Consider the following 22,375-nt stretch of genomic DNA (forward strand, 5'->3'; position numbering starts at 1 on the left):
AGGAGAACATTTTTATGAATTTTGGACAAAACCTTTATAACTGGTTTCTATCAAACGCTCAATCACTGGTGCTTTTAGCAATCGTTGTGATTGGCTTGTATCTTGGCTTCAAGCGTGAGTTTAGCAAACTGATTGGCTTTTTAATTATTGCGATTATTGCGGTTGGCTTAGTCTTCAACGCTGCTGGAGTAAAAGACATTTTACTAGAGCTATTCAATCGCATTATTGGTGCTTAAATAAAACCGTTCTTTTGTGGAATATAAGTGGTTTTCTTATGTTCCGCAAAGGAATGGTACACCAAACGAAGTGCGGTAGGGATTTTTGAATCTCTACAAAGAAAGGACGTGAATATATGGACGATATGCAAGTCTATATTGCGAATTTAGGCAAATACAATGAGGGCGAATTGGTCGGTGCGTGGTTTACCTTTCCCATTGACTTTGAGGAAGTCAAAGAGAAAATCGGCTTGAATGATGAATATGAGGAATACGCCATTCATGACTACGAGTTACCCTTTACGGTTGACGAATACACTTCCATTGGCGAACTCAATCGACTATGGGAAATGGTATCGGAATTACCCGAAGAATTACAATCGGAGCTATCTGCTCTGCTCACTCATTTTTCAAGCATTGAAGAACTAAGCGAACATCAAGAGGATATTATCATTCATTCCGATTGTGATGATATGTATGACGTGGCACGCTACTACATTGAAGAAACGGGTGCTTTAGGCGAAGTACCAGCTAGTCTTCAAAACTATATTGATTATCAAGCCTATGGTCGGGATTTAGACCTTTCAGGAACGTTTATCTCAACCAATCATGGGATTTTTGAAATCGTCTATTAAATCTGTCGGTACATTACTACTGGCAGATTTTCTATTTTACGGGGTGGCTCAATCAGCTACCCCTATTTTTTATGAAAGGATTGATTACATGAAGAAAATACGAAGCTATACCAGTATCTGGTCTGTGGAAAAGGTACTGTATTCTATCAATGATTTTAGACTTCCGTTTCCCATAACCTTTACGCAAATGACATGGTTTGTCGTGTCACTCTTTGCAGTGATGATACTTGGCAACTTGCCCCCTCTTTCCATGATAGAGGGAGCATTTCTCAAATACTTTGGGATTCCTGTGGCTTTCACATGGTTTATGTCTACAAAAACTTTTGATGGTAAAAAGCCTTATGGATTTTTGAAGTCTGTCATTGCTTATGCACTGCGACCAAAGCTGACCTATGCAGGAAAAAAAGTAACGCTTGGCAGAAACCAGCCACAAGAAGCCATTACAGCAGTTAGGAGTGAATTTTATGGCATATCCAATTAAATACATTGAAAACAATCTCGTCTGGAATAAAGACGGGGAATGTTATGCTTACTATGAGCTTGTTCCTTACAATTACTCATTTCTAAGTCCAGAACAGAAAATACAAGTGCATGATTCTTTCAGACAGCTTATCGCACAAAATCGTGATGGCAAAATTCATGCTTTACAAATCAGTACAGAATCCAGCATACGTTCTGCACAAGAGCGTTCCAAAAATGAAGTCACTGGCAAGCTCAAAGCGGTTGCCTATGACAAAATCGACCAACAGACAGACGCTTTAATATCCATGATTGGCGAAAATCAAGTGAACTACCGTTTCTTTATCGGCTTTAAGTTGCTTCTCAACGATCAGGAGTTTTCTATGAAAAGTCTTACCGTTGAAGCAAAAAATGCTTTGTCTGATTTTGTCTATGATGTGAACCATAAGCTGATGGGCGATTTTGTTAGTATGAGTAATGATGAAATCCTGCGTTTTCAGAAGATGGAAAAGCTCTTAGAAAATAAAATCTCTCGTCGTTTCAAAATCCGCAGGTTAGATAAGGACGACTTCGGCTATCTGATTGAACACCTTTACGGACAGACAGGCACTGCCTATGAAGAGTATGAGTACCATCTATCAAAGAAAAAGCTGGATAATGAAACGCTGATTAAATACTATGACTTGATTAAGCCTACTCGCTGTTTGGTGGAAGAAAAACAGCGATATTTGAAAATCCAGCAGGAAGATGAAACCGTCTATGTAGCTTACTTTACCATTAACAGCATTGTCGGAGAACTGGACTTCCCGTCCTCTGAAATCTTCTACTACCAGCAACAGCAATTTACATTCCCGATTGATACGTCAATGAATGTGGAAATTGTAGCGAATCGTAAAGCCCTATCTACTGTCCGCAATAAAAAGAAAGAACTGAAAGACTTGGATAACCACGCTTGGCAAAGTGATAATGAAACCAGCTCCAATGTGGCGGAAGCTCTGGAAAGTGTGAATGAGCTGGAAACCAATTTAGACCAAAGCAAGGAATCTATGTACAAGCTGTCTTATGTGGTAAGGGTATCAGCAAATGATCTTGACGAACTCAAACGTCGTTGTAATGAAGTGAAAGATTTTTATGACGATTTAAGCGTAAAACTGGTACGACCATTTGGGGATATGCTCGGCTTACATGAAGAATTTTTACCTGCCAGCAAGCGTTATATGAATGATTATATTCAATACGTGACCTCTGATTTCCTCGCTGGTTTAGGTTTTGGTGCTACTCAAATGCTGGGGGAAAATGAGGGGATTTATGTTGGCTACAGCTTAGATACTGGACGCAATGTCTATCTGAAACCTGCTCTTGCCAGTCAAGGGGTTAAGGGTTCAGTAACCAATGCGTTAGCGTCGGCTTTTGTTGGTTCGCTGGGTGGTGGTAAATCCTTTGCGAATAACCTTATCGTCTATTATGCGGTGCTTTATGGGGCACAAGCAGTGATTGTAGACCCAAAAGCAGAACGTGGCAGATGGAAAGAAACCTTGCCAGAGATTTCCCATGAAATCAATATCGTCACTCTGACTTCTGATGAGAAAAACAAAGGCTTACTTGACCCTTATGTGATTATGAAAAATCCCAAAGATTCTGAATCACTGGCTATTGATATTCTGACATTCCTTACGGGGATTTCCTCTCGTGATGGGGAACGCTTCCCAATCCTTAGAAAAGCCATTCGTGCAGTAACCAATAGTGAAGTACGAGGGTTGATGAAAGTGATTGAGGAATTACGGGTTGAGAATACGCCACTAAGTACCAGTATAGCCGACCATATCGAAAGTTTTACAGACTATGACTTTGCACATTTATTATTCAGTAATGGTTATGTGGAGCAGTCTATCAGCTTAGAAAAACAACTGAACATTATACAGGTTGCGGACTTGGTACTTCCCGACAAGGAAACTTCCTTTGAGGAATATACCACTATGGAGCTTTTATCCGTTGCTATGCTGATTGTCATTAGTACCTTTGCTTTAGACTTTATCCATACAGACCGAAGCATTTTCAAGATTGTAGATTTAGACGAAGCATGGAGCTTTTTACAGGTAGCACAAGGAAAAACACTATCTATGAAGCTGGTTCGGGCTGGTCGTGCTATGAACGCTGGGGTATATTTCGTGACCCAAAATACAGACGACCTCTTAGATGAAAAACTGAAAAATAACCTCGGCTTAAAATTTGCATTTCGTTCCACTGACCTTAACGAGATTAAAAAGACCTTAGCCTTTTTTGGTGTAGACCCAGAGGACGAAAACAATCAGAAGCGATTGCGTGATTTGGAAAACGGGCAATGCCTTATCAGTGATTTATATGGTCGTGTCGGTGTGATACAGTTCCACCCTGTATTTGAAGAACTGCTCCATGCCTTTGATACCAGACCACCTGTGCGAAAAGAGGTGTAAATGTGAAACCATCAATAGTAAACAGAATAAAATCAAACTGGACGCTGAAACGTCTAGGTAAAGTGGCAATGACAGTGGCTTTCACACTTGTGATTGCCATTTTTCTTTTAGCCATGCTGGGAACGGTGGTTCAAGCTGCGGGCTTGGTAGATGATACGGTCAATGTGGCAAATGAATACAGCCGATACCCACTTGAAAACTATCAACTGGATTTTTATGTGGATAATAGCTGGGGCTGGCTTCCGTGGAACTGGTCGGACGGGATTGGAAAACAGGTCATGTATGGACTATATGCCATTACCAATTTTATTTGGACAATCAGTTTGTATGTTTCCAATGCGACAGGTTACTTAGTACAGGAAGCCTATTCCTTAGACTTCATTTCCGCTACAGCAGATTCCATTGGTAAGAATATGCAGACCTTAGCTGGTGTGAGTGCAAACGGATTTTCAACAGAGGGTTTCTATGTTGGATTCCTCTTACTCTTGATTTTGGTTCTTGGGGTTTATGTTGCCTATACGGGACTGATAAAGAGAGAAACCACAAAGGCAATTCATGCCATTATGAATTTTGTGCTGGTGTTTATCCTATCGGCTTCCTTTATTGCCTACGCTCCCGACTACATTAAAAAAATCAATGACTTTTCATCAGACATCAGTAATGCCAGTTTATCACTTGGCACGAAGATTGTCATGCCCCATTCCGATAGTCAAGGCAAGGACAGCGTGGACTTAATCAGAGATAGCCTGTTTTCCATACAGGTTCAGCAACCGTGGCTACTGCTTCAATACAACAGTTCAGACATTGAAAGTATCGGTATTGACCGTGTGGAAAGCCTGCTCTCCACCAGCCCAGATTCCAACAATGGCGAAGACAGAGAAAAAATTGTTGCGGAAGAAATTGAAGACAGAAGCAATACCAATCTAACCATTACAAAGACCATTAACCGTTTAGGTACAGTCTTCTTCCTATTTGTCTTCAATATTGGGATTTCCATATTTGTATTCCTATTAACAGGAATCATGATTTTCTCGCAGGTACTTTTTATCATCTATGCTATGTTTCTGCCTGTGAGCTTTATTTTAAGCATGATTCCATCATTTGATGGTATGTCAAAACGAGCCATAACAAAGCTCTTTAATACCATTTTGACACGAGCTGGAATCACATTGATTATTACGACAGCATTTAGTATTTCAACCATGCTCTATACCTTATCGGCTGGTTATCCGTTCTTTTTGATTGCTTTTCTACAGATTGTGACCTTTGCAGGAATCTACTTCAAGCTGGGCGATTTAATGAGTATGTTTTCTCTACAGAGTAACGATTCTCAAAGTGTGGGAAGTCGTGTGATGAGAAAACCTCGTATGCTTATGCACGCTCACATGCACCGTCTACAGCGGAAACTTGGACGTTCCATGACTACTCTAGGGGCTGGGTCTGCCATTGTTACAGGTAAAAAAGGACAGTCGGGTTCGGGGAGTTCTGCAAGGACACAAGCAGATCACTCCCGACCAGACGGAAAGGAAAAATCAACACTTGGAAAACGTATCGGTCAAACCATCGGTACAGTAGCTGATACCAAAGACAGAATGGTAGACACTGCTAGTGGTTTGAAAGAACAGGTTAAAGATTTGCCGACCAATGCAAGATATGCAGTATATCAAGGAAAATCCAAAGTAAAAGAGAATGTCCGTGATTTAACCAGTAGTATTTCTCAAACCAAAGCGGACAGAGCCAGTGGACGCAAGGAACAGCAGGAACAAAGGCGAAAAACCATTGCGAAGCGTCGCTCTGAAATGGAACAGGTCAAACAGAAAAAACAGCCTGCTTCTTCTGTTCATGAAAGACCGACTACAAGACAAGAACAATATCATGATGAACAGACCTCAAAACAGTCTAATATTCAGACTTCATATAAGGAATCTCAACAAGCCAAACAAGAGCGTCCAGCAGTTAAGTCCGATTTTTCAAGTCCAAAAGTGGAACGCCAAGGCAATACCGTTCAAGAAAAAACCGTTCAAAAGCCAGCAACTTCAACCACTACAGCAGATAGAACTTCACAACGTCCAATCACAAAAGAACGTCCGTCTACTGTTCAAAGAGTACCACTACAAAATACAAGAAGTAGACCACCAATCAAAACCGCCACCATTAAGAAAGTCGGTAAGAAACCATGAAGTTGAAAACTTTAGTGATTGGTGGTTCTGGATTATTCTTGATGGTCTTCTCACTGCTTCTGTTTGTTGCCATTTTATTTTCAGATGAACAGGACAGCGGAATTTCCAATATTCATTATGGAGGTGTGAATGTTTCCGCAGAAGTGCTGGCTCATAAGCCTATGGTAGAAAAATATGCCAAAGAATATGGCGTTGAAGAATATGTCAACATACTTCTTGCGATTATACAGGTGGAATCGGGCGGTACTGCGGAAGATGTTATGCAGTCCTCGGAATCCCTCGGTCTTCCACCTAATTCATTGAGTACAGAAGAATCCATTAAGCAAGGTGTGAAGTATTTCAGTGAATTATTAGCCAGTAGCGAAAGGCTCAGTGTAGATTTAGAATCGGTTATCCAGTCCTACAATTATGGTGGTGGTTTCTTAGGGTATGTGGCTAATCGTGGAAATAAATATACCTTTGAACTGGCTCAAAGTTTCTCAAAAGAGTATTCAGGTGGCGAAAAAGTGTCTTACCCCAATCCCATAGCCATACCTATCAATGGGGGCTGGCGATACAACTATGGCAATATGTTTTATGTGCAACTGGTAACGCAGTATCTTGTCACAACAGAGTTTGATGATGATACGGTACAAGCCATCATGGACGAAGCACTGAAATATGAGGGCTGGCGATACGTTTACGGTGGAGCTTCCCCGACTACTTCTTTTGATTGTAGCGGACTGACACAATGGACGTATGGAAAAGCTGGAATTAACTTACCACGAACCGCACAACAGCAATATGATGTGACCCAGCATATCCCACTATCGGAAGCACAAGCTGGCGATTTGGTTTTCTTTCATTCTACCTATAACGCTGGCTCTTATATTACTCATGTTGGGATATACCTTGGCAATAACCGTATGTTTCATGCAGGCGACCCAATCGGTTATGCCGACTTAACAAGCCCCTACTGGCAACAGCATTTAGTGGGAGCAGGACGAATCAAACAATGAGAAAGGAAGATTTAATGATGAAATTTAGAAAAAATCAGAATAAAGAAAAACAGATACCAAAGGAAAAGAAACCTCGTGTCTATAAGGTCAATCCTCATAAAAAGGTTGTGATTGCCTTGTGGGTACTTTTAGGGCTTAGTTTCAGCTTTGCGATATTCAAGCACTTTACAGCTATAGATACTCATACTATTCACGAAACAACTATCATAGAAAAGGAATACGTTGATACTCATCATGTAGAAAATTTTGTAGAGAACTTTGCGAAAGTCTACTATTCATGGGAGCAATCCGATAAGTCCATTGATAATCGAATGGAAAGTCTAAAAGGCTATCTGACAGATGAACTTCAAGCTCTCAATGTTGATACAGTACGCAAAGATATTCCTGTATCGTCTTCTGTAAGAGGATTTCAGATATGGACGGTAGAGCCAACTGGCGACAATGAGTTTAATGTAACCTACAGTGTAGACCAGCTCATTACAGAGGGAGAAAATACAAAGACCGTCCACTCTGCTTATATAGTGAGTGTCTATGTAGATGGTTCTGGAAATATGGTACTGGTTAAGAATCCGACCATTACCAACATACCTAAGAAATCAAGTTATAAACCAAAAGCCATTGAAAGTGAGGGGACGGTTGATTCCATTACAACCAATGAAATCAATGAGTTTTTAACGACGTTCTTCAAGCTCTATCCTACAGCGACAGCCAGTGAACTTTCCTACTATGTGAATGACGGGATATTAAAACCAATCGGAAAAGAGTACATCTTTCAAGAACTGGTAAATCCTATTCACAATCGTAAGGATAATCAAGTCACGGTATCGCTGACAGTGGAGTATATCGACCAGCAGACCAAAGCAACGCAGGTATCTCAATTTGATTTGGTACTTGAAAAGAACGGGAGTAATTGGAAGATTATAGAATAACAAATATTGGTACATTATTACAGCTATTTTGTAATCACGTACTCTCTTTGATAAAAAATTGGAGATTCCTTTACAAATATGCTCTTACGTGCTATTATTTAAGTATCTATTTAAAAGGAGTTAATAAATATGCGGCAAGGTATTATTAAATAAACTGTCAATTTGATAGCGGGAACAAATAATTGGATGTCCTTTTTTAGGAGGGCTTAGTTTTTTGTACCCAGTTTAAGAATACCTTTATCATGTGATTCTAAAGTATCCGGAGAATATCTGTATGCTTTGTATGCCTATGGTTATGCATAAAAATCCCAGTGATAAGAGTATTTATCACTGGGATTTTTATGCCCTTTTGGGCTTTTGAATGGAGGAAAATCACATGAAAATTATTAATATTGGAGTTTTAGCTCATGTTGATGCAGGAAAAACTACCTTAACAGAAAGCTTATTATATAACAGTGGAGCGATTACAGAATTAGGAAGCGTGGACAAAGGTACAACGAGGACGGATAATACGCTTTTAGAACGTCAGAGAGGAATTACAATTCAGACAGGAATAACCTCTTTTCAGTGGGAAAATACGAAGGTGAACATCATAGACACGCCAGGACATATGGATTTCTTAGCAGAAGTATATCGTTCATTATCAGTTTTAGATGGGGCAATTCTACTGATTTCTGCAAAAGATGGCGTACAAGCACAAACTCGTATATTATTTCATGCACTTAGGAAAATGGGGATTCCCACAATCTTTTTTATCAATAAGATTGACCAAAATGGAATTGATTTATCAACGGTTTATCAGGATATTAAAGAGAAACTTTCTGCCGAAATTGTAATCAAACAGAAGGTAGAACTGTATCCTAATGTGTGTGTGACGAACTTTACCGAATCTGAACAATGGGATACGGTAATAGAGGGAAACGATGACCTTTTAGAGAAATATATGTCCGGTAAATCATTAGAAGCATTGGAACTCGAACAAGAGGAAAGCATAAGATTTCAGAATTGTTCTCTGTTCCCTCTTTATCATGGAAGTGCAAAAAGTAATATAGGGATTGATAACCTTATAGAAGTTATTACTAATAAATTTTATTCATCAACACATCGAGGTCCGTCTGAACTTTGCGGAAATGTTTTCAAAATTGAATATACAAAAAAAAGACAACGTCTTGCATATATACGCCTTTATAGTGGAGTACTACATTTACGAGATTCGGTTAGAGTATCAGAAAAAGAAAAAATAAAAGTTACAGAAATGTATACTTCAATAAATGGTGAATTATGTAAGATTGATAGAGCTTATTCTGGAGAAATTGTTATTTTGCAAAATGAGTTTTTGAAGTTAAATAGTGTTCTTGGAGATACAAAACTATTGCCACAGAGAAAAAAGATTGAAAATCCGCACCCTCTACTACAAACAACTGTTGAACCGAGTAAACCTGAACAGAGAGAAATGTTGCTTGATGCCCTTTTGGAAATCTCAGATAGTGATCCGCTTCTACGATATTACGTGGATTCTACGACACATGAAATTATACTTTCTTTCTTAGGGAAAGTACAAATGGAAGTGATTAGTGCACTGTTGCAAGAAAAGTATCATGTGGAGATAGAACTAAAAGAGCCTACAGTCATTTATATGGAGAGACCGTTAAAAAATGCAGAATATACCATTCACATCGAAGTGCCGCCAAATCCTTTCTGGGCTTCCATTGGTTTATCTGTATCACCGCTTCCGTTGGGAAGTGGAATGCAGTATGAGAGCTCGGTTTCTCTTGGATACTTAAATCAATCATTTCAAAATGCAGTTATGGAAGGGATACGCTATGGTTGTGAACAAGGATTGTATGGTTGGAATGTGACGGACTGTAAAATCTGTTTTAAGTATGGCTTATACTATAGCCCTGTTAGTACCCCAGCAGATTTTCGGATGCTTGCTCCTATTGTATTGGAACAAGTCTTAAAAAAAGCTGGAACAGAATTGTTAGAGCCATATCTTAGTTTTAAAATTTATGCGCCACAGGAATATCTTTCACGAGCATACAACGATGCTCCTAAATATTGTGCGAACATCGTAGACACTCAATTGAAAAATAATGAGGTCATTCTTAGTGGAGAAATCCCTGCTCGGTGTATTCAAGAATATCGTAGTGATTTAACTTTCTTTACAAATGGACGTAGTGTTTGTTTAACAGAGTTAAAAGGGTACCATGTTACTACCGGTGAACCTGTTTGCCAGCCCCGTCGTCCAAATAGTCGGATAGATAAAGTACGATATATGTTCAATAAAATAACTTAGTGTATTTTATGTTGTTATATAAATATGGTTTCTTGTTAAATAAGATGAAATATTTTTTAATAAAGATTTGAATTAAAGTGTAAAGGAGGAGATAGTTATTATAAACTACAAGTGGATATTGTGTCCTGTATGTGGAAATAAAACACGATTAAAGATAAGGGAAGATACTGAATTAAAAAAATTCCCCCTCTATTGTCCGAAATGCAGACAAGAAAATTTAATTGAAATAAAGCAGTTCAAAGTAACTGTGATTACAGAGCCAGACGCAAAGACGCAGAGCCGATAAAATGAGATTAATACAATCTCATTTTATCGGCTCTTTCCGTTATGTATGGATTCTTTTAATTAGTCTTCGATGTTTCTTGCTTCGTTGATACCGCTGGCTAAAGATTCCATTAAGGATAGTTCTTTGTCTGTAAAGCTATCCATGTATTTCTCTATCTGTAATCGTCGGGTGCTTTTTACCAAGTTATTAGCAGGTAAGAAAAATTCATCAACGGAAACATGAAGTAACGATACAAGGTCATAAAGAACTTGTATGCTGGGGTGTTGCCCTTTATTTTCAATATTAGTTAAGTACCGTGGGTCAATTTCAATCAATGCTCCCACTTGTTCACGAGTTAAACCTCGTTTCAATCGAGCTTCTTTAATGGCTAAACCAAAGGCTCTAAAATCATATTTATCTTCTTTTTTACGCATAGTAGACCACCTCTATACATTTTATTGTTCCTACTGAATTAAAAACAGGTATAGAAAAACGTGTTATATGGTTTATAGGTTTATATTTAATAAAAAGCACTACTAAACGCCAATAAAAAAAACCGTTATATGGTAGTGCTATTTACGCTGTTAAAATATTGTATATTACTTCCAAATGGCGGTTTGTTGGAGGTCAACGTCGCCATGAAGTACATCATATACAATAAATTTCCTTACATTGGGTTCTTGTCAAAAAAAGTCGTCTATCTGCAATAGATAAGTACGTCCACCAATGTGGTTTTATAAATCATATAGATAGAATAACAGAAGCATGTAAACAGAGAAATAAATCTGTTTATATGCTTTTTTGGCTATTCAGAACTTTTTTACAAAGTTTATTTATCAGTAATGCAACAAATCCCCCTTTCACATTGGGACTAAGAGTGAAAGGAGATAAACGAGCAAGGCTCACTTCCTTTCCTAGACAGAAAGGGGGTGAGAAACATGAAACCATCTTCTTTTCAGACCACAATAGAAAATCAGTTTGACTATATCTGTAAACGTGCTATGGAAGACGAGCGAAAGAATTATATGCTTTATCTTTCAAGGATTGCAAAGCGTGAGGTGTCCTTTTCGGATGTTGGCGATTATCTTGTTAGCCAGTTTGCGACAACAGATAACTATTCAACTGACTTTCAGATTTTTACACTCAATGGGTTATCAGTAGGCGTTGAAAATGATTTGTTGAGTGAAGCATTACGTGAGTTGCCAGACAAGAAACGTGAAATTCTACTGCTGTTTTACTTTATGGACATGAGCGATTCAGAAATTGCAGACCTGTTGAAATTGAACCGTTCTACTGTCTATCGGCATAGAACCAGTGGACTAGCCTTAATTAAAAAGTTTATGGAGGAATTTGAAGAATGAAAACACAATATCCTATGATTCCCTTTCCTCTCATTGTAAAGGCAACAGATGGCGATACCGAAGCGATTAACCAGATTCTACATCATTACAGAGGGTACATAACGAAGCGTTCCCTACGACTTATGAAAGATGAATATGGCAATCAAAGTATGGTCGTTGATGAAGTCTTACGTGGAAGAATGGAAACCAGACTGATTACAAAGATTTTGTCATTTGAAATTAAGTAATATCCTCTCTCCTTTCGTGGAAGCGTGCTAAACCATTCCACGCTTCCCGAACAGGGAGGTTTGTTATTCCACCAAAGCATATTGAGCTTTCAATGTGTTTTGATAGGCTAACGAGCCATTGTTCTTTGAAAACTGAATAAAAGTAATCGAATACGTTTCGATAAGAAAAGAGCCAACGGAACTAACCGCCATGACCTATCTTATAAAGATAGCGAGCGATTCATGTTAGTGATCCGAGAAGCAATCTTTAGCAGGATTGCCTGCAACGACATTCTTATCGTGATAATGATACTCCCATACAGTCAATAGTCCGAGCGTGATAAAACCGTCGCAGGCAATGAGTATGGCTACATGAGAACCATGCAGGGGTGGAACTCCCGTGAGCTTTGCTAAAGCTGTTCGATTGCTGGTAAAACAACTTTTATGAAATCCAAATAAGTGATTTGGAAAGGAGGATTTTATGAAGCAGACTGACATTCCTATTTGGGAACGTTATACCCTAACCATTGAAGAAGCGTCAAAATATTTTCGTATTGGCGAAAACAAGCTACGACGCTTGGCAGAGGAAAATAAAAATGCAAATTGGCTGATTATGAATGGCAATCGTATTCAGATTAAACGAAAACAATTTGAAAAAATTATAGATACATTGGACGCAATCTAGCGTCGCCAAAGGGTCTTGTATATGATAAAATAGTATTAAGTCGTATCAAGGCTCTTTCCATAAAGGAAAGGAGCAAATGCCATGTCAGAAAAAAGACGTGACAATAAAGGTCGAATCTTAAAGACTGGAGAGAGCCAACGAAAAGACGGAAGATACTTATACAAATATATAGATTCATTTGGAGAACCGCAATTTGTTTACTCGTGGAAACTTGTGGCTACAGACCGAGTACCAGCAGGAAAGCGTGATTGTATCTCACTTAGAGAGAAAATCGCAGAGTTACAGAAAGACATTCATGATGGTATTGATGTTGTAGGAAAGAAAATGACACTCTGCCAGCTTTACGCAAAACAGAACGCTCAAAGACCAAAGGTTAGAAAAAACACTGAAACTGGACGCAAATATCTTATGGATATTTTGAAGAAAGACAAGTTAGGTGTAAGAAGTATTGACAGTATTAAGCCATCAGACGCTAAAGAATGGGCTATTAGAATGAGTGAAAATGGTTATGCTTATCAAACCATCAATAACTACAAACGTTCTTTAAAGGCTTCATTCTATATTGCTATACAAGATGATTGTGTTCGGAAGAATCCATTTGACTTTCAACTGAAAGCAGTTCTTGATGATGATACTGTCCCTAAGACCGTACTAACAGAAGAACAGGAAGAAAAACTGTTAGCCTTTGCAAAAGCTGATAAAACCTACAGCAAAAATTATGATGAAATTCTGATACTCTTAAAAACAGGTCTTCGTATTTCAGAGTTTGGTGGTTTGACACTTCCAGATTTAGATTTTGAGAATCGTCTTGTCAATATAGACCATCAGCTATTGAGAGATACTGAAATTGGGTACTACATTGAAACACCAAAGACCAAAAGTGGCGAACGTCAAGTTCCTATGGTTGAAGAAGCCTATCAAGCATTTAAGCGAGTGTTAGCGAATCGAAAGAATGATAAGCGTGTTGAGATTGATGGATATAGTGATTTCCTCTTTCTTAATAGAAAGAACTATCCAAAAGTGGCAAGTGATTACAACGGCATGATGAAAGGTCTTGTTAAGAAATACAATAAGTATAACGAGGATAAATTGCCACACATCACTCCACATAGTTTGCGACATACATTCTGTACCAACTATGCAAATGCAGGAATGAATCCAAAGGCATTACAGTACATTATGGGACATGCTAATATAGCCATGACGCTGAACTATTACGCACATGCAACATTCGATTCTGCAATGGCAGAAATGAAACGCTTGAATAAAGAGAAGCAACAGGAGCGTCTTGTTGCTTAGTAGTACAAATGAATTTACTACTTATTTACCACTTCTGACAGCTAAGACATGAGGAAATATGCAAAGAAACGTGAAGTATCTTCCTACAGTAAAAATACTCGAAAGCACATAGAATAAGGCTTTACGAGCATTTAAGAAAATATAAAAAGATAATTAGAAATTTATACTTTGTTTATTAAGAAAAAATAGGTCTTAAGATGTATCTTTTGAGATTTATTTGGAAATTACTACTCTTTTTATTTAAAAATTGGTACACTATTACTAGGTTATAGCACAGAAAGGAGTGTGGGAAAAGTGTTAGAAGGTCTACCATTGGAAACGGTTTATTTTTATGCATTAGTGGGGAGCGCGGTCCTCGCTTTTTTACTAATTATTTTTGGGGATGTTTTTAATTTTGATGGACCGGTGGACCCAATGCTGATTATTCCATGGATTGCTTTCACCTCGCTGTTTGGGTACCTTGGGGAAGAGTTAACAGCGGTGAATAGTTGGCTTATTTTAATTGTCAGTGGTATTCTTTCAACCATTATTGTTTTCTTCCTAAATTTTTATGTGTTGGTCCCTTTGAAAAATTCGGAGGCCACAATTTCTATTTCGGAAAAAGACATGGAGGGTCGTGTTGCTACTGTGATTACCCCAATTCCTGTCCGGGGAATGGGCGAGATTCAATTGAAGAGTGTCACAGGTTCGTTAAGTCGACCAGCAGCATTTTATGTGCCACAAGAAGTGGCTGCGCCAAGAGGTAGTGAGGTATTGATTATTGAATTGAAAGAACGGGTTTGTTATGTCATTCCTTACGAAGGCAGTCTAAAAATATAGAGTAGGAGAGAAGAAAATGGGAATTTTGTTACCGATTATTATTGCAGTTTTAGTATTATTAATGTTATTAATTGTGTTTGTTTCTAAATATCAGACAGCCAAACCTGATGAAGCGTTAATTATCAGCGGGAGCTATCTAGGCTCTAAAAATGTTCATGTAGACGAAGGTGGCAACAAAATTAAAATCGTTCGTGGCGGTGGTGCGTTTGTCTTACCAGTGTTCCAACGTTCAAATCGAATTAGTTTGCTTTCAAGTAAATTAGATGTTTCTACACCAGAAGTGTACACAGAACAAGGGGTTCCTGTAATGTGTGATGGGACATCAATCATTAAAATTGGTTCGTCAGTTGAAGAAATTGCGACAGCAGCGGAACAATTTTTAGGAAAAACAACGGAAGAATTAGAAAATGAAGCACGTGAAGTATTAGAAGGACATTTACGTTCGATTTTAGGTTCAATGACAGTGGAAGAAATTTACCAAAATCGTGATAAATTTAGCCAAAGTGTACAAGAAGTTGCCAGTGTTGACTTAGCTAAAATGGGCTTAGTTATTGTGTCGTTCACAATTAAAGAAGTTCGTGATAAAAATGGATACTTGGATTCATTAGGGAAACCAAGAATCGCTCAAGTTAAACGTGATGCAGATATTGCTGAAGCAGAAGCCTTGAAAGAAACTCGCATCAAAAAAGCGGAAGCAGAAAAAGAATCACAACAAGCGGAATTGCAACGTCAAACAGAAATTGCAGAAGCTTCAAAAGAAAAAGAATTGAAATTAGCGTTATACAAACAAGAACAAGATATTGCCAAAGCCAAAGCAGACCAAGCCTATAACTTGGAAAGCGCGCGTGCACAACAACACGTGGTGGAACAAGAAATGGAAGTCAAAGTCGTTGAACGTCAAAAACAAATTGAGTTAGAAGAAAAAGAAATTACGCGTCGTGAAAAACAATACGACTCAGAAGTGAAGAAAAAAGCCGATGCAGATCGTTACGCACGCGAACAAGAAGCTCTTGCTCAAAAAGCACGCGAAGTGGCAGAAGCCGAAGCAGAACGCTTCAAAGTTGAAGCATTAGCCGAAGCGGAAGCCAATAAAACGCGTTTAACAGGTCAAGCGCAAGCCGAAGCTATTTTAGCTCGTGGTGCAGCGGAAGCCGAAGCCAAACAAAAGATTGCTGATGCCTTTAAAGAATATGGTGAAGCAGCTGTGTTAAGTATGGTGATGGAAATGTTACCACAATTAATGAAAGAAGCAGCACAACCATTGGGCAACATCGACAAGATTTCAGTGGTAGATACAGGCGCAGGTGGCGAAAATTCTGGCGCCAACCGTATTACCAATTATGCAACAAACTTGTTGGCTGGTACACAAGAAACACTAAAAGAAACAACGGGCCTCGACGTGAAAGAGCTAATTGAAAACTTTTCTAAAAAAGGTACCTCAAATAGCGTGAACTATCATGCAACAGAAGGTTCAGAAAAAGAATAGAAATCAGCCTTTAAGGAGTAGCGAATCGCATTTCGTTACTCCTTAATGCTGCATTGAAACGATAAACGAACAATCTGACAGAGAAATAGCGAGTGCTTGTTTTGTTTCAAAGATTCTGATAACATAGAGTTCTTGGAGGGATAGAGATGTCAAAAAAGAATAAAGATATTGAAGTACGTGTTGAAGAAGAAAAAGCCCAATACAATGGAGCAAATGTTTTAATGAACAAATTATTTATTGGTAAAAAAGAAATCGGTCGTGTCATTCCGCAAAATGATAAAAAATTCATCATTGAAATTGATGGCAAGCAAGAAGGTACAGCAAAAAATCTGGACGAAGCCTTTGAAACAATTATTCGTCAATGGAATTTAAGTGAATAAAAAATAAATAACAATTTTTTAAAAAAAAGGGTTGCTTTTTTCTGGAAAAGATTGTATTATAACTAAGTCAGGTCGTTACAGCGACAATGACTTTTTGGAGGAATAGCGAAGTGGCTAAACGCGACGGACTGTAAATCCGTTCCTTAGGGTTCAGTGGTTCGAATCCACTTTCCTCCATTTTCTTTTTGGGGTATAGCCAAGCGGTAAGGCAACGGACTTTGACTCCGTCATGCGTTGGTTCGAATCCAGCTACCCCAGTTTTCAGAACATTTCTGGTAGAGAGATGTTCTTTTTTTGTATAATTATATAACAAAAATGAGGTAAGATTTTCCTCATGTACAGGCTAGAAAAGTTTTCATTTATATAAGAATATGCTAAAGTATTAAGAAAGAATAGTCTGGAGTTGATAAGAATGAACTTTAAAGAAAAAATTACAGAAATGGTTGAAAATGTTTACGATTTAGCACGCGATGGTAAGTATGATGTCAAAGTTGACTTAATTCCTCGTAAAAAAGGCAACATCAAAAGTGGTGTTAAAATCACTTCTTCAAGAAATACAGCCCACAATATCAAGTGGCGTTCAAAAAACTAATTCGTCTTTAACAGAAACACCGGAGCAGACAAAATTATTGTCTACTCCGGTGTTTTTATTTTTCTAATTCGATACCTAAGACAGTTAAATGCCCATTACCAACTAATTTGATAACTAATTGGGCTAAGTGGTTGGGTGTCATATCTGTTTCGCTAGTAATCCACCAATGAAGGGTACCGATGAAGATAGAGGTCATGTATTCAATAACAAAATCTATCGGTACATCAATATCATTTTCGGTAATACGCAACTGCGAAAAAATCGTCGCATATTTTTCTTCGATAATTTCAGCTAAGCGTTTTCGAAAGTGTTCGTTGAAATTATTGTCCATGATAGTTAAGAAGAAAGATTTGTTCTCTTGAATATTAATATAGAGTTGCGTCAGAAGTTCTTCAATGTGCTTCACACGGACACGGTTGCCATTAACCAGTTGTTGCGAATCAAGAATAGCGGTAAAAGCACTAAGCGTAAAGGTGAATATTGCATCATATAAATGCTGTTTGTCTTTAAAATGAGCATAAAAAGTCGCACGATTAATCATAGCTTCATCAGCAATATCCTGAATCGTCACCGCTTCGTAGCCTTTCGTTTCTACAAGTTTAAAAAAAGCTTCAATAATCATTTTTCTGGTTCGTTGTACTCTAAGGTCTGTTTTCTTTGCCATCATAAATTCCTTTCGAGATAGTCAACATTCGCGGAAACTTTGTTGTTTATCTCACAAAATAGGGTAAATTGCTTGTTGCAAATCATTTAGAACCTTTCTAAAATAGGTATATCTATTATAACAAACAGTTTGTATAATAATCAACAAACTGTTGGGAAATGAAGGGGTATTTTAATTGATGGTTATGAGAGCAGGGATTGATGTTGGGTCAACGACAGTAAAATTAGTATTTTTAAATAAACAAAATCAGCCTATTTTTACAAAATATGAACGCCATTTTTCAGATGTCAAAGCAGCAACGGAACGCATTTTAAAAGAAGGGCTAGCAAGGATCGGTGCAGACCAACCTGTGACAATGAGCATAACTGGCTCTGGTGGTATGGGGCTGGCTGAGGTATTAGGGATTCCCTTTGTTCAAGAGGTTATCGCGTGTACACGAACTGTTGAAACAATAATACCAGAAACGGATGTTGCTATTGAACTTGGCGGAGAAGATGCAAAAATCACTTTTTTTGATGGTGCTTTAGAGCAACGAATGAATGGTAGTTGTGCAGGTGGGACAGGCGCCTTCATCGATCAAATGGCTGTTTTACTTAAAACGGATGCCAATGGAGTGAATGAATTGGCGAAGAATTATCAAACTATTTATCCGATTGCTTCCCGCTGTGGGGTTTTTGCCAAAACGGATGTTCAACCTTTAATCAATGAAGGAGCAGCGAAAGAAGATATCGCGGCGAGTATTTTTCAAGCGGTAGTTAATCAAACAATCGCCGGGTTAGCTGCTGGTCGCAAAATTAAAGGTAAAGTAGCGTTTTTAGGGGGACCTTTATTTTTCATGTCAGAATTGAGAAAACGGTTTGTTGAAACCTTAGCAATTCAGCCAGAAGATGTTATTTTTCCAGAACAACCGCAACTGTTTGTAGCAATGGGTGCAGCACTTTATTCAGAAGATGCAGCCGAATGTACATTGGAAGAATTAATTCAGCGCTTAGTGAACAGCCAGGCTACTGATTTACAGCCGAGCGACACGTTACCACCGTTATTTAACAGCGCAGAAGATTTGGCAGATTTTCGAGAAAGACACGCGCAAGCTCAAGCAACGGAGAAACCTTTATCTCAACATACTGGCGTGACCTTTTTAGGGATTGATGCAGGCTCTACAACGACAAAAGTCACATTGATTGATGAAGATGGTCATTTGTTGTTTTCTTTTTATGGTAATAACCAAGGGCAACCTTTAGAAACCACCATGACAGTACTGAAATCACTTTATCAACAACTGCCTGAAGAAGTTTTTATCGGAAAAGCGGCTGTTACAGGATATGGAGAACAGCTAATAAAAAATGCGTTAAAAGTCGATATTGGTGAAGTTGAAACGATGGCCCATTACAAAGCAGCCAACCATTTTCAGCCAGGTGTGGATTTTATTTTGGATATCGGAGGACAAGATATGAAAGCGATGACCATTAAAAATGGCGTGCTTTCCTCGATACAATTAAATGAAGCTTGTTCTTCTGGGTGCGGTTCCTTTATCGAAACCTTTGCGCAATCTTTAAAATATAATGTGAAGGATTTTGCTTTGGCGGCTTTAGAATCGCAAGCGCCTGTTGATTTAGGTTCTCGGTGTACTGTTTTTATGAACTCAAAAGTGAAACAGGTTCAAAAAGAAGGGGCCTCTGTCGGCGATATTTCTGCTGGACTATCTTATTCAGTCATCAAAAATGCCATTTATAAAGTCATTAAGGTTCGCCGACCTGAAGAATTGGGAGAAAAGATTGTCTGCCAGGGAGGAACATTTTACAATGAAGCGGTCTTGAGAGCTTTTGAAAAAATTAGCGGTCGTGAAGTGGTTCGTCCATCTATTGCTGGTTTGATGGGGGCCTATGGAGCAGCGCTGATTGCTTTGGACGCTTATGAAATTGGGGAAGAAACCACGCTTCTTTCTTTAGAAGAGTTAGCGGCATTTACCTCTGAAAAGGAATTTACTCATTGCGGCTTGTGTGAAAACAATTGTCAATTAACGGTCACAGTGTTTTCAGATGGGCGCCAATTTATTACGGGAAATCGCTGTGAACGTGGTGCACGAATTAAAATTAAACGAGAAGAACGCAAAGTGAATTTGGTTGATTATAAGTACCGCAAGTTATTTAAGTACCGACCTTTGCGGGAAAATAAAGCGTTTCGTGGGCGCGTGGGTATCCCTAGAGTCCTAAACATGTATGAAAATTATCCTTTGTGGCATACATTTTTTACTGACTTGGGCTTTCGGGTCGAATTATCGCCACGTTCTAATAAACAAATCTATGAACAAGGCCTTGAAACGATTCCCAGTGATACGGTTTGTTACCCAGCGAAAATGGCGCATGGACATATTCAAGCATTAATTGATGCGCAAGTGCCAATTATCTTTTATCCTGGTGTCGTTTTTGAACAGCAAGAAACATTGGAAGCGGATAATCATTTTAATTGTCCAATTGTGCAAAGCTACCCAGATGTCATTCGAAATAATGTGGATGCCATCAGAGAGGGCCAAGTGGATTATCGAAATCCCTATCTTAATTTAGCGAATGAAGCTGCAGTTGCCAAAGTTTTAGCTGAAAATTTTGCTGATTTAGGGATTTCCTTAGAAGAAATTCAAACAGCGCTGCATCATGGTTATCAAGAATTAGCAGCTTTTAAAAAAGAAATTCAAGAAAAAGGCGAAGAAACGTTAGCCATGTTAACTGAAAAAGGCCAGAGAGGAATTGTCTTATCGGGACGACCGTATCACTTGGATCCAGAAATTAATCACGGCATTGCCGAAGTCATTACACAGGAAGGATTCCATGTCTTGACAGAAGACAGTATCTCGCATCTTGGAGACGTGCAGAATTTACGTGTGGTGAATCAATGGGTCTATCATTCTCGCTTATATGCGGCGGCTAAAGTAGTGGCTAAGACGAAAAATTTAGAACTTGTCCAACTGAATTCCTTTGGTTGCGGCTTAGATGCTGTGACAACCGATCAAGTAGAAGAAATCATGGATCGGTCTGGCAAAATTTATACAGTCCTCAAAATCGATGAAGGTGCGAATTTGGGCGCAATTCGTATTCGGTTGCGCTCCTTGAAAGCGGCTGTCAATGAGCGGGAGAAGCAACAGTTTGTTCCGCATATGCAAATGGAAGAGCCGGAGAAAATTGTGTTTACAAAACAAATGAAAAAAACACATACCTTACTGTTACCAATGCTTAGCCCGATTCATCAATCTGGATTAGTCGATGTAGCATTACAAGCTTCTGGCTATCATGTCGTCTGTTTGCCTGCGCAAGACAAAGAAGCTGTGAATGTCGGGTTAAAATATGTCAATAATGATGCGTGTTACCCAGCAATTATTTCCATCGGACAACTAGTTGAAGCTTTGGAAAGTGGTCAATATGATTTGGATAATGTCAGTGTCTTAATGACGCAAACAGGGGGCGGTTGCCGCGCAACGAATTACATTCCATTATTACGAAAAGCTTTAAATGATGCTGGTTTTTCTCAAGTTCCTGTAGTTTCAGTTTCGATGGGCAATAAAGGAGTCGAATCCAATCCAGGATTTAAATTTACGTTGCCAATGATCAAGCGCTTAGTAGTTGCCTTTTTATATGGTGACTTATTCGAACGAGTAGTTTATCGAACAAGACCTTATGAAACAGAAAAAGGAATGGTGGATCAACTGCACCAAGATTGGCTAAAAAGAGTGGAAGCCAATGTCCGGAATGGTTCGCTGACACAATTTAATCACTTCATGAAAAAAATTATTCGGACGTTTGATGAAATTCCTTTACAAGAGATAAAAAAACCAAAAGTCGGTGTGGTCGGGGAAATTTTAGTGAAATATTCGCCGACAGCGAATAATGATATTGTGCGTTTGCTAGAAGAAGAAGGTGCTGAAGCAGTTGTGCCAGATATTGTTGGCTTTATGAACTATTCTTTGTACAATCAAATTTGGAAATACGAAAATATGGGCATGTCAAAACAAAGCAAACGTTTAGCAGAATTTGCGATAAAAATCATTGAATTGGTAGAAAAACCAATGGATAAGGCATTGAGAAAATCTGTTCGTTTTGATGGTATTCATTCCATTTATGATATGGCAGCAGATGCAAGTAAAATTTTATCAATTGGCAATCATACGGGTGAAGGTTGGTTTTTAACAGCTGAAATGATTGAGCTCTTAAAACACGAGGTGAATAACATCGTTTGTATGCAGCCGTTTGGGTGTTTACCAAACCATATTGTTGGAAAAGGGGTCGTGAAAGAGCTACGACGTCAATATCCGCAAGCAAACATTGCGGCGGTGGATTATGATCCAGGGGTATCTTTGGTCAATCAGTTGAACCGAATCCGTTTGATGATGGCCACAGCGAACAAGTTGTTGAAAGAAGAAAATGTAAAAAGATAATAACTAATAGAAATTCGTTTAAAAACA

20 protein-coding genes, 2 tRNA genes and 1 pseudogene are annotated in these 22,375 nt (G+C 38.6%); 21 read left to right on the forward strand and 2 right to left on the reverse strand.

Translation table 11 applies throughout. The annotated features are described in order from the left end of the window. Window positions 1-14: 14 nt before the first annotated feature. The 10 genes and pseudogenes from IGL48_RS05580 (at window position 15) to IGL48_RS05625 (ending at window position 10,451) form a co-directional block, all read left to right on the forward strand. A complete protein-coding gene (locus tag IGL48_RS05580; protein ID WP_001009056.1) occupies window positions 15-236 on the forward strand; it encodes a hypothetical protein in 222 nt (73 codons plus the stop codon). Window positions 237-352: 116 nt separating this feature from the next. Then, window positions 353-850 carry an antirestriction protein ArdA gene (locus tag IGL48_RS05585; protein ID WP_000342539.1) on the forward strand — a complete coding sequence of 166 codons (498 nt, stop codon included), beginning with the start codon at window positions 353-355 and terminating at the stop codon, window positions 848-850. 88 nt (window positions 851-938) lie between these two features. Then, window positions 939-1,331: a conjugal transfer protein gene (locus IGL48_RS05590; protein WP_000723888.1), complete on the forward strand. Its 393-nt coding sequence runs from the start codon at window positions 939-941 to the stop codon at window positions 1,329-1,331. Continuing rightward, on the forward strand, window positions 1,315-3,762 hold the full coding sequence (locus IGL48_RS05595; protein ID WP_000331160.1) for an ATP-binding protein: 2,448 nt from the start codon (window positions 1,315-1,317) through the stop codon (window positions 3,760-3,762). The genes IGL48_RS05590 and IGL48_RS05595 overlap by 17 nt, the downstream gene beginning before the upstream one ends. Before the next feature lie 2 nt (window positions 3,763-3,764). Then, window positions 3,765-5,942: a CD3337/EF1877 family mobilome membrane protein gene (locus tag IGL48_RS05600; protein ID WP_000804748.1), complete on the forward strand. Its 2,178-nt coding sequence runs from the start codon at window positions 3,765-3,767 to the stop codon at window positions 5,940-5,942. Continuing rightward, on the forward strand, window positions 5,939-6,940 hold the full coding sequence (locus IGL48_RS05605) for a lysozyme family protein (RefSeq protein WP_000769868.1): 1,002 nt from the start codon (window positions 5,939-5,941) through the stop codon (window positions 6,938-6,940). The genes IGL48_RS05600 and IGL48_RS05605 overlap by 4 nt, the downstream gene beginning before the upstream one ends. Then, the gene (locus IGL48_RS05610) at window positions 6,937-7,869 is read left to right on the forward strand and encodes a conjugal transfer protein (RefSeq protein ID WP_001224318.1); all 933 of its coding nucleotides are present in this window, start codon (window positions 6,937-6,939) and stop codon (window positions 7,867-7,869) included. The genes IGL48_RS05605 and IGL48_RS05610 overlap by 4 nt, the downstream gene beginning before the upstream one ends. A 313-nt stretch (window positions 7,870-8,182) precedes the next feature. Further along, window positions 8,183-8,230, forward strand: a pseudogene (locus tag IGL48_RS05615) (hypothetical protein); the annotation flags it as partial. A gap of 15 nt (window positions 8,231-8,245) precedes the next feature. After that, entirely contained in the window at window positions 8,246-10,165 is a 1,920-nt protein-coding gene (tet(M), locus tag IGL48_RS05620) for a tetracycline resistance ribosomal protection protein Tet(M) (RefSeq protein WP_000691749.1), read from the forward strand. Between the two features lie 100 nt (window positions 10,166-10,265). Beyond that, window positions 10,266-10,451 carry a cysteine-rich KTR domain-containing protein gene (locus IGL48_RS05625; protein ID WP_011058338.1) on the forward strand — a complete coding sequence of 62 codons (186 nt, stop codon included), beginning with the start codon at window positions 10,266-10,268 and terminating at the stop codon, window positions 10,449-10,451. 59 nt (window positions 10,452-10,510) lie between these two features. Here IGL48_RS05625 and IGL48_RS05630 read toward each other — a convergent pair whose 3' ends face one another. Continuing rightward, a complete protein-coding gene (locus IGL48_RS05630; protein ID WP_001227347.1) occupies window positions 10,511-10,864 on the reverse strand; it encodes a helix-turn-helix transcriptional regulator in 354 nt (117 codons plus the stop codon). A gap of 504 nt (window positions 10,865-11,368) precedes the next feature. Here IGL48_RS05630 and IGL48_RS05635 point away from each other — a divergent pair. The 10 genes from IGL48_RS05635 to IGL48_RS05680 all read left to right on the forward strand — a co-directional run bounded on the left by IGL48_RS05635 (window position 11,369) and on the right by IGL48_RS05680 (window position 17,258). Further along, a complete protein-coding gene (locus IGL48_RS05635) occupies window positions 11,369-11,791 on the forward strand; it encodes a sigma-70 family RNA polymerase sigma factor (RefSeq protein ID WP_000804885.1) in 423 nt (140 codons plus the stop codon). Beyond that, window positions 11,788-12,018 (forward strand): helix-turn-helix domain-containing protein, encoded by a 231-nt coding sequence (locus IGL48_RS05640; protein ID WP_000857133.1) that lies wholly within the window; start codon window positions 11,788-11,790, stop codon window positions 12,016-12,018. Before IGL48_RS05635 ends, IGL48_RS05640 begins: the two co-directional genes overlap by 4 nt. A gap of 460 nt (window positions 12,019-12,478) precedes the next feature. Beyond that, on the forward strand, window positions 12,479-12,682 hold the full coding sequence (locus IGL48_RS05645; protein WP_000814511.1) for an excisionase: 204 nt from the start codon (window positions 12,479-12,481) through the stop codon (window positions 12,680-12,682). An 81-nt stretch (window positions 12,683-12,763) separates the two neighbouring features. Then, entirely contained in the window at window positions 12,764-13,981 is a 1,218-nt protein-coding gene (locus IGL48_RS05650) for a tyrosine-type recombinase/integrase (protein ID WP_001291561.1), read from the forward strand. A 285-nt stretch (window positions 13,982-14,266) separates the two neighbouring features. Next, window positions 14,267-14,800, forward strand: a complete 534-nt coding sequence (locus IGL48_RS05655; RefSeq protein WP_002357809.1) for a hypothetical protein — start codon at window positions 14,267-14,269, stop codon at window positions 14,798-14,800. 16 nt (window positions 14,801-14,816) lie between these two features. Next, the gene (locus tag IGL48_RS05660) at window positions 14,817-16,286 is read left to right on the forward strand and encodes a flotillin family protein (protein WP_002357808.1); all 1,470 of its coding nucleotides are present in this window, start codon (window positions 14,817-14,819) and stop codon (window positions 16,284-16,286) included. Between the two features lie 146 nt (window positions 16,287-16,432). Next, on the forward strand, window positions 16,433-16,666 hold the full coding sequence (locus IGL48_RS05665) for a DUF2969 domain-containing protein (protein WP_002357806.1): 234 nt from the start codon (window positions 16,433-16,435) through the stop codon (window positions 16,664-16,666). Window positions 16,667-16,762: 96 nt separating this feature from the next. After that, window positions 16,763-16,843: transfer RNA gene (locus IGL48_RS05670), tRNA-Tyr, on the forward strand. 9 nt (window positions 16,844-16,852) lie between these two features. Next, window positions 16,853-16,924 (forward strand) — tRNA-Gln (locus IGL48_RS05675). Between the two features lie 154 nt (window positions 16,925-17,078). After that, window positions 17,079-17,258, forward strand: coding sequence for a hypothetical protein (locus IGL48_RS05680; protein ID WP_048949431.1), 180 nt, complete (start codon window positions 17,079-17,081; stop codon window positions 17,256-17,258). Window positions 17,259-17,313: 55 nt separating this feature from the next. On the opposite strand, the gene IGL48_RS05685 is transcribed toward IGL48_RS05680, so the two are convergent. Further along, window positions 17,314-17,925: a TetR/AcrR family transcriptional regulator gene (locus IGL48_RS05685; RefSeq protein ID WP_002357803.1), complete on the reverse strand. Its 612-nt coding sequence runs from the start codon at window positions 17,923-17,925 to the stop codon at window positions 17,314-17,316. Window positions 17,926-18,100: 175 nt separating this feature from the next. Here IGL48_RS05685 and IGL48_RS05690 point away from each other — a divergent pair, with 175 nt between their 5' ends. Beyond that, window positions 18,101-22,348 (forward strand): 2-hydroxyacyl-CoA dehydratase, encoded by a 4,248-nt coding sequence (locus IGL48_RS05690; RefSeq protein ID WP_010824586.1) that lies wholly within the window; start codon window positions 18,101-18,103, stop codon window positions 22,346-22,348. The last annotated feature ends 27 nt before the right edge of the window (window positions 22,349-22,375 follow it).

The sequence above is a fragment of the Enterococcus sp. DIV1090 genome, from assembly GCF_050537975.1.
Taxonomy (GTDB): domain Bacteria; phylum Bacillota; class Bacilli; order Lactobacillales; family Enterococcaceae; genus Enterococcus; species Enterococcus faecalis.

Excerpts from the sequence above, each read along its gene's own strand:
- IGL48_RS05660 (WP_002357808.1), top strand. The coding sequence starts at position 14,817 with ATGGGAATTTTGTTACCGATTATTATTGCAGTTTTAGTATTATTAATG.
- IGL48_RS05645 (WP_000814511.1), top strand. The coding sequence starts at position 12,479 with ATGAAGCAGACTGACATTCCTATTTGGGAACGTTATACCCTAACCATT.
- IGL48_RS05685 (WP_002357803.1), bottom strand. The coding sequence starts at position 17,925 with ATGATGGCAAAGAAAACAGACCTTAGAGTACAACGAACCAGAAAAATG.
- IGL48_RS05595 (WP_000331160.1), top strand. The coding sequence starts at position 1,315 with ATGGCATATCCAATTAAATACATTGAAAACAATCTCGTCTGGAATAAA.
- IGL48_RS05640 (WP_000857133.1), top strand. The coding sequence starts at position 11,788 with ATGAAAACACAATATCCTATGATTCCCTTTCCTCTCATTGTAAAGGCA.
- IGL48_RS05665 (WP_002357806.1), top strand. The coding sequence starts at position 16,433 with ATGTCAAAAAAGAATAAAGATATTGAAGTACGTGTTGAAGAAGAAAAA.
- IGL48_RS05680 (WP_048949431.1), top strand. The coding sequence starts at position 17,079 with ATGAACTTTAAAGAAAAAATTACAGAAATGGTTGAAAATGTTTACGAT.
- IGL48_RS05690 (WP_010824586.1), top strand. The coding sequence starts at position 18,101 with ATGGTTATGAGAGCAGGGATTGATGTTGGGTCAACGACAGTAAAATTA.
- IGL48_RS05590 (WP_000723888.1), top strand. The coding sequence starts at position 939 with ATGAAGAAAATACGAAGCTATACCAGTATCTGGTCTGTGGAAAAGGTA.
- IGL48_RS05585 (WP_000342539.1), top strand. The coding sequence starts at position 353 with ATGGACGATATGCAAGTCTATATTGCGAATTTAGGCAAATACAATGAG.
- IGL48_RS05630 (WP_001227347.1), bottom strand. The coding sequence starts at position 10,864 with ATGCGTAAAAAAGAAGATAAATATGATTTTAGAGCCTTTGGTTTAGCC.
- IGL48_RS05610 (WP_001224318.1), top strand. The coding sequence starts at position 6,937 with ATGAGAAAGGAAGATTTAATGATGAAATTTAGAAAAAATCAGAATAAA.
- IGL48_RS05605 (WP_000769868.1), top strand. The coding sequence starts at position 5,939 with ATGAAGTTGAAAACTTTAGTGATTGGTGGTTCTGGATTATTCTTGATG.
- IGL48_RS05635 (WP_000804885.1), top strand. The coding sequence starts at position 11,369 with ATGAAACCATCTTCTTTTCAGACCACAATAGAAAATCAGTTTGACTAT.
- IGL48_RS05650 (WP_001291561.1), top strand. The coding sequence starts at position 12,764 with ATGTCAGAAAAAAGACGTGACAATAAAGGTCGAATCTTAAAGACTGGA.
- IGL48_RS05580 (WP_001009056.1), top strand. The coding sequence starts at position 15 with ATGAATTTTGGACAAAACCTTTATAACTGGTTTCTATCAAACGCTCAA.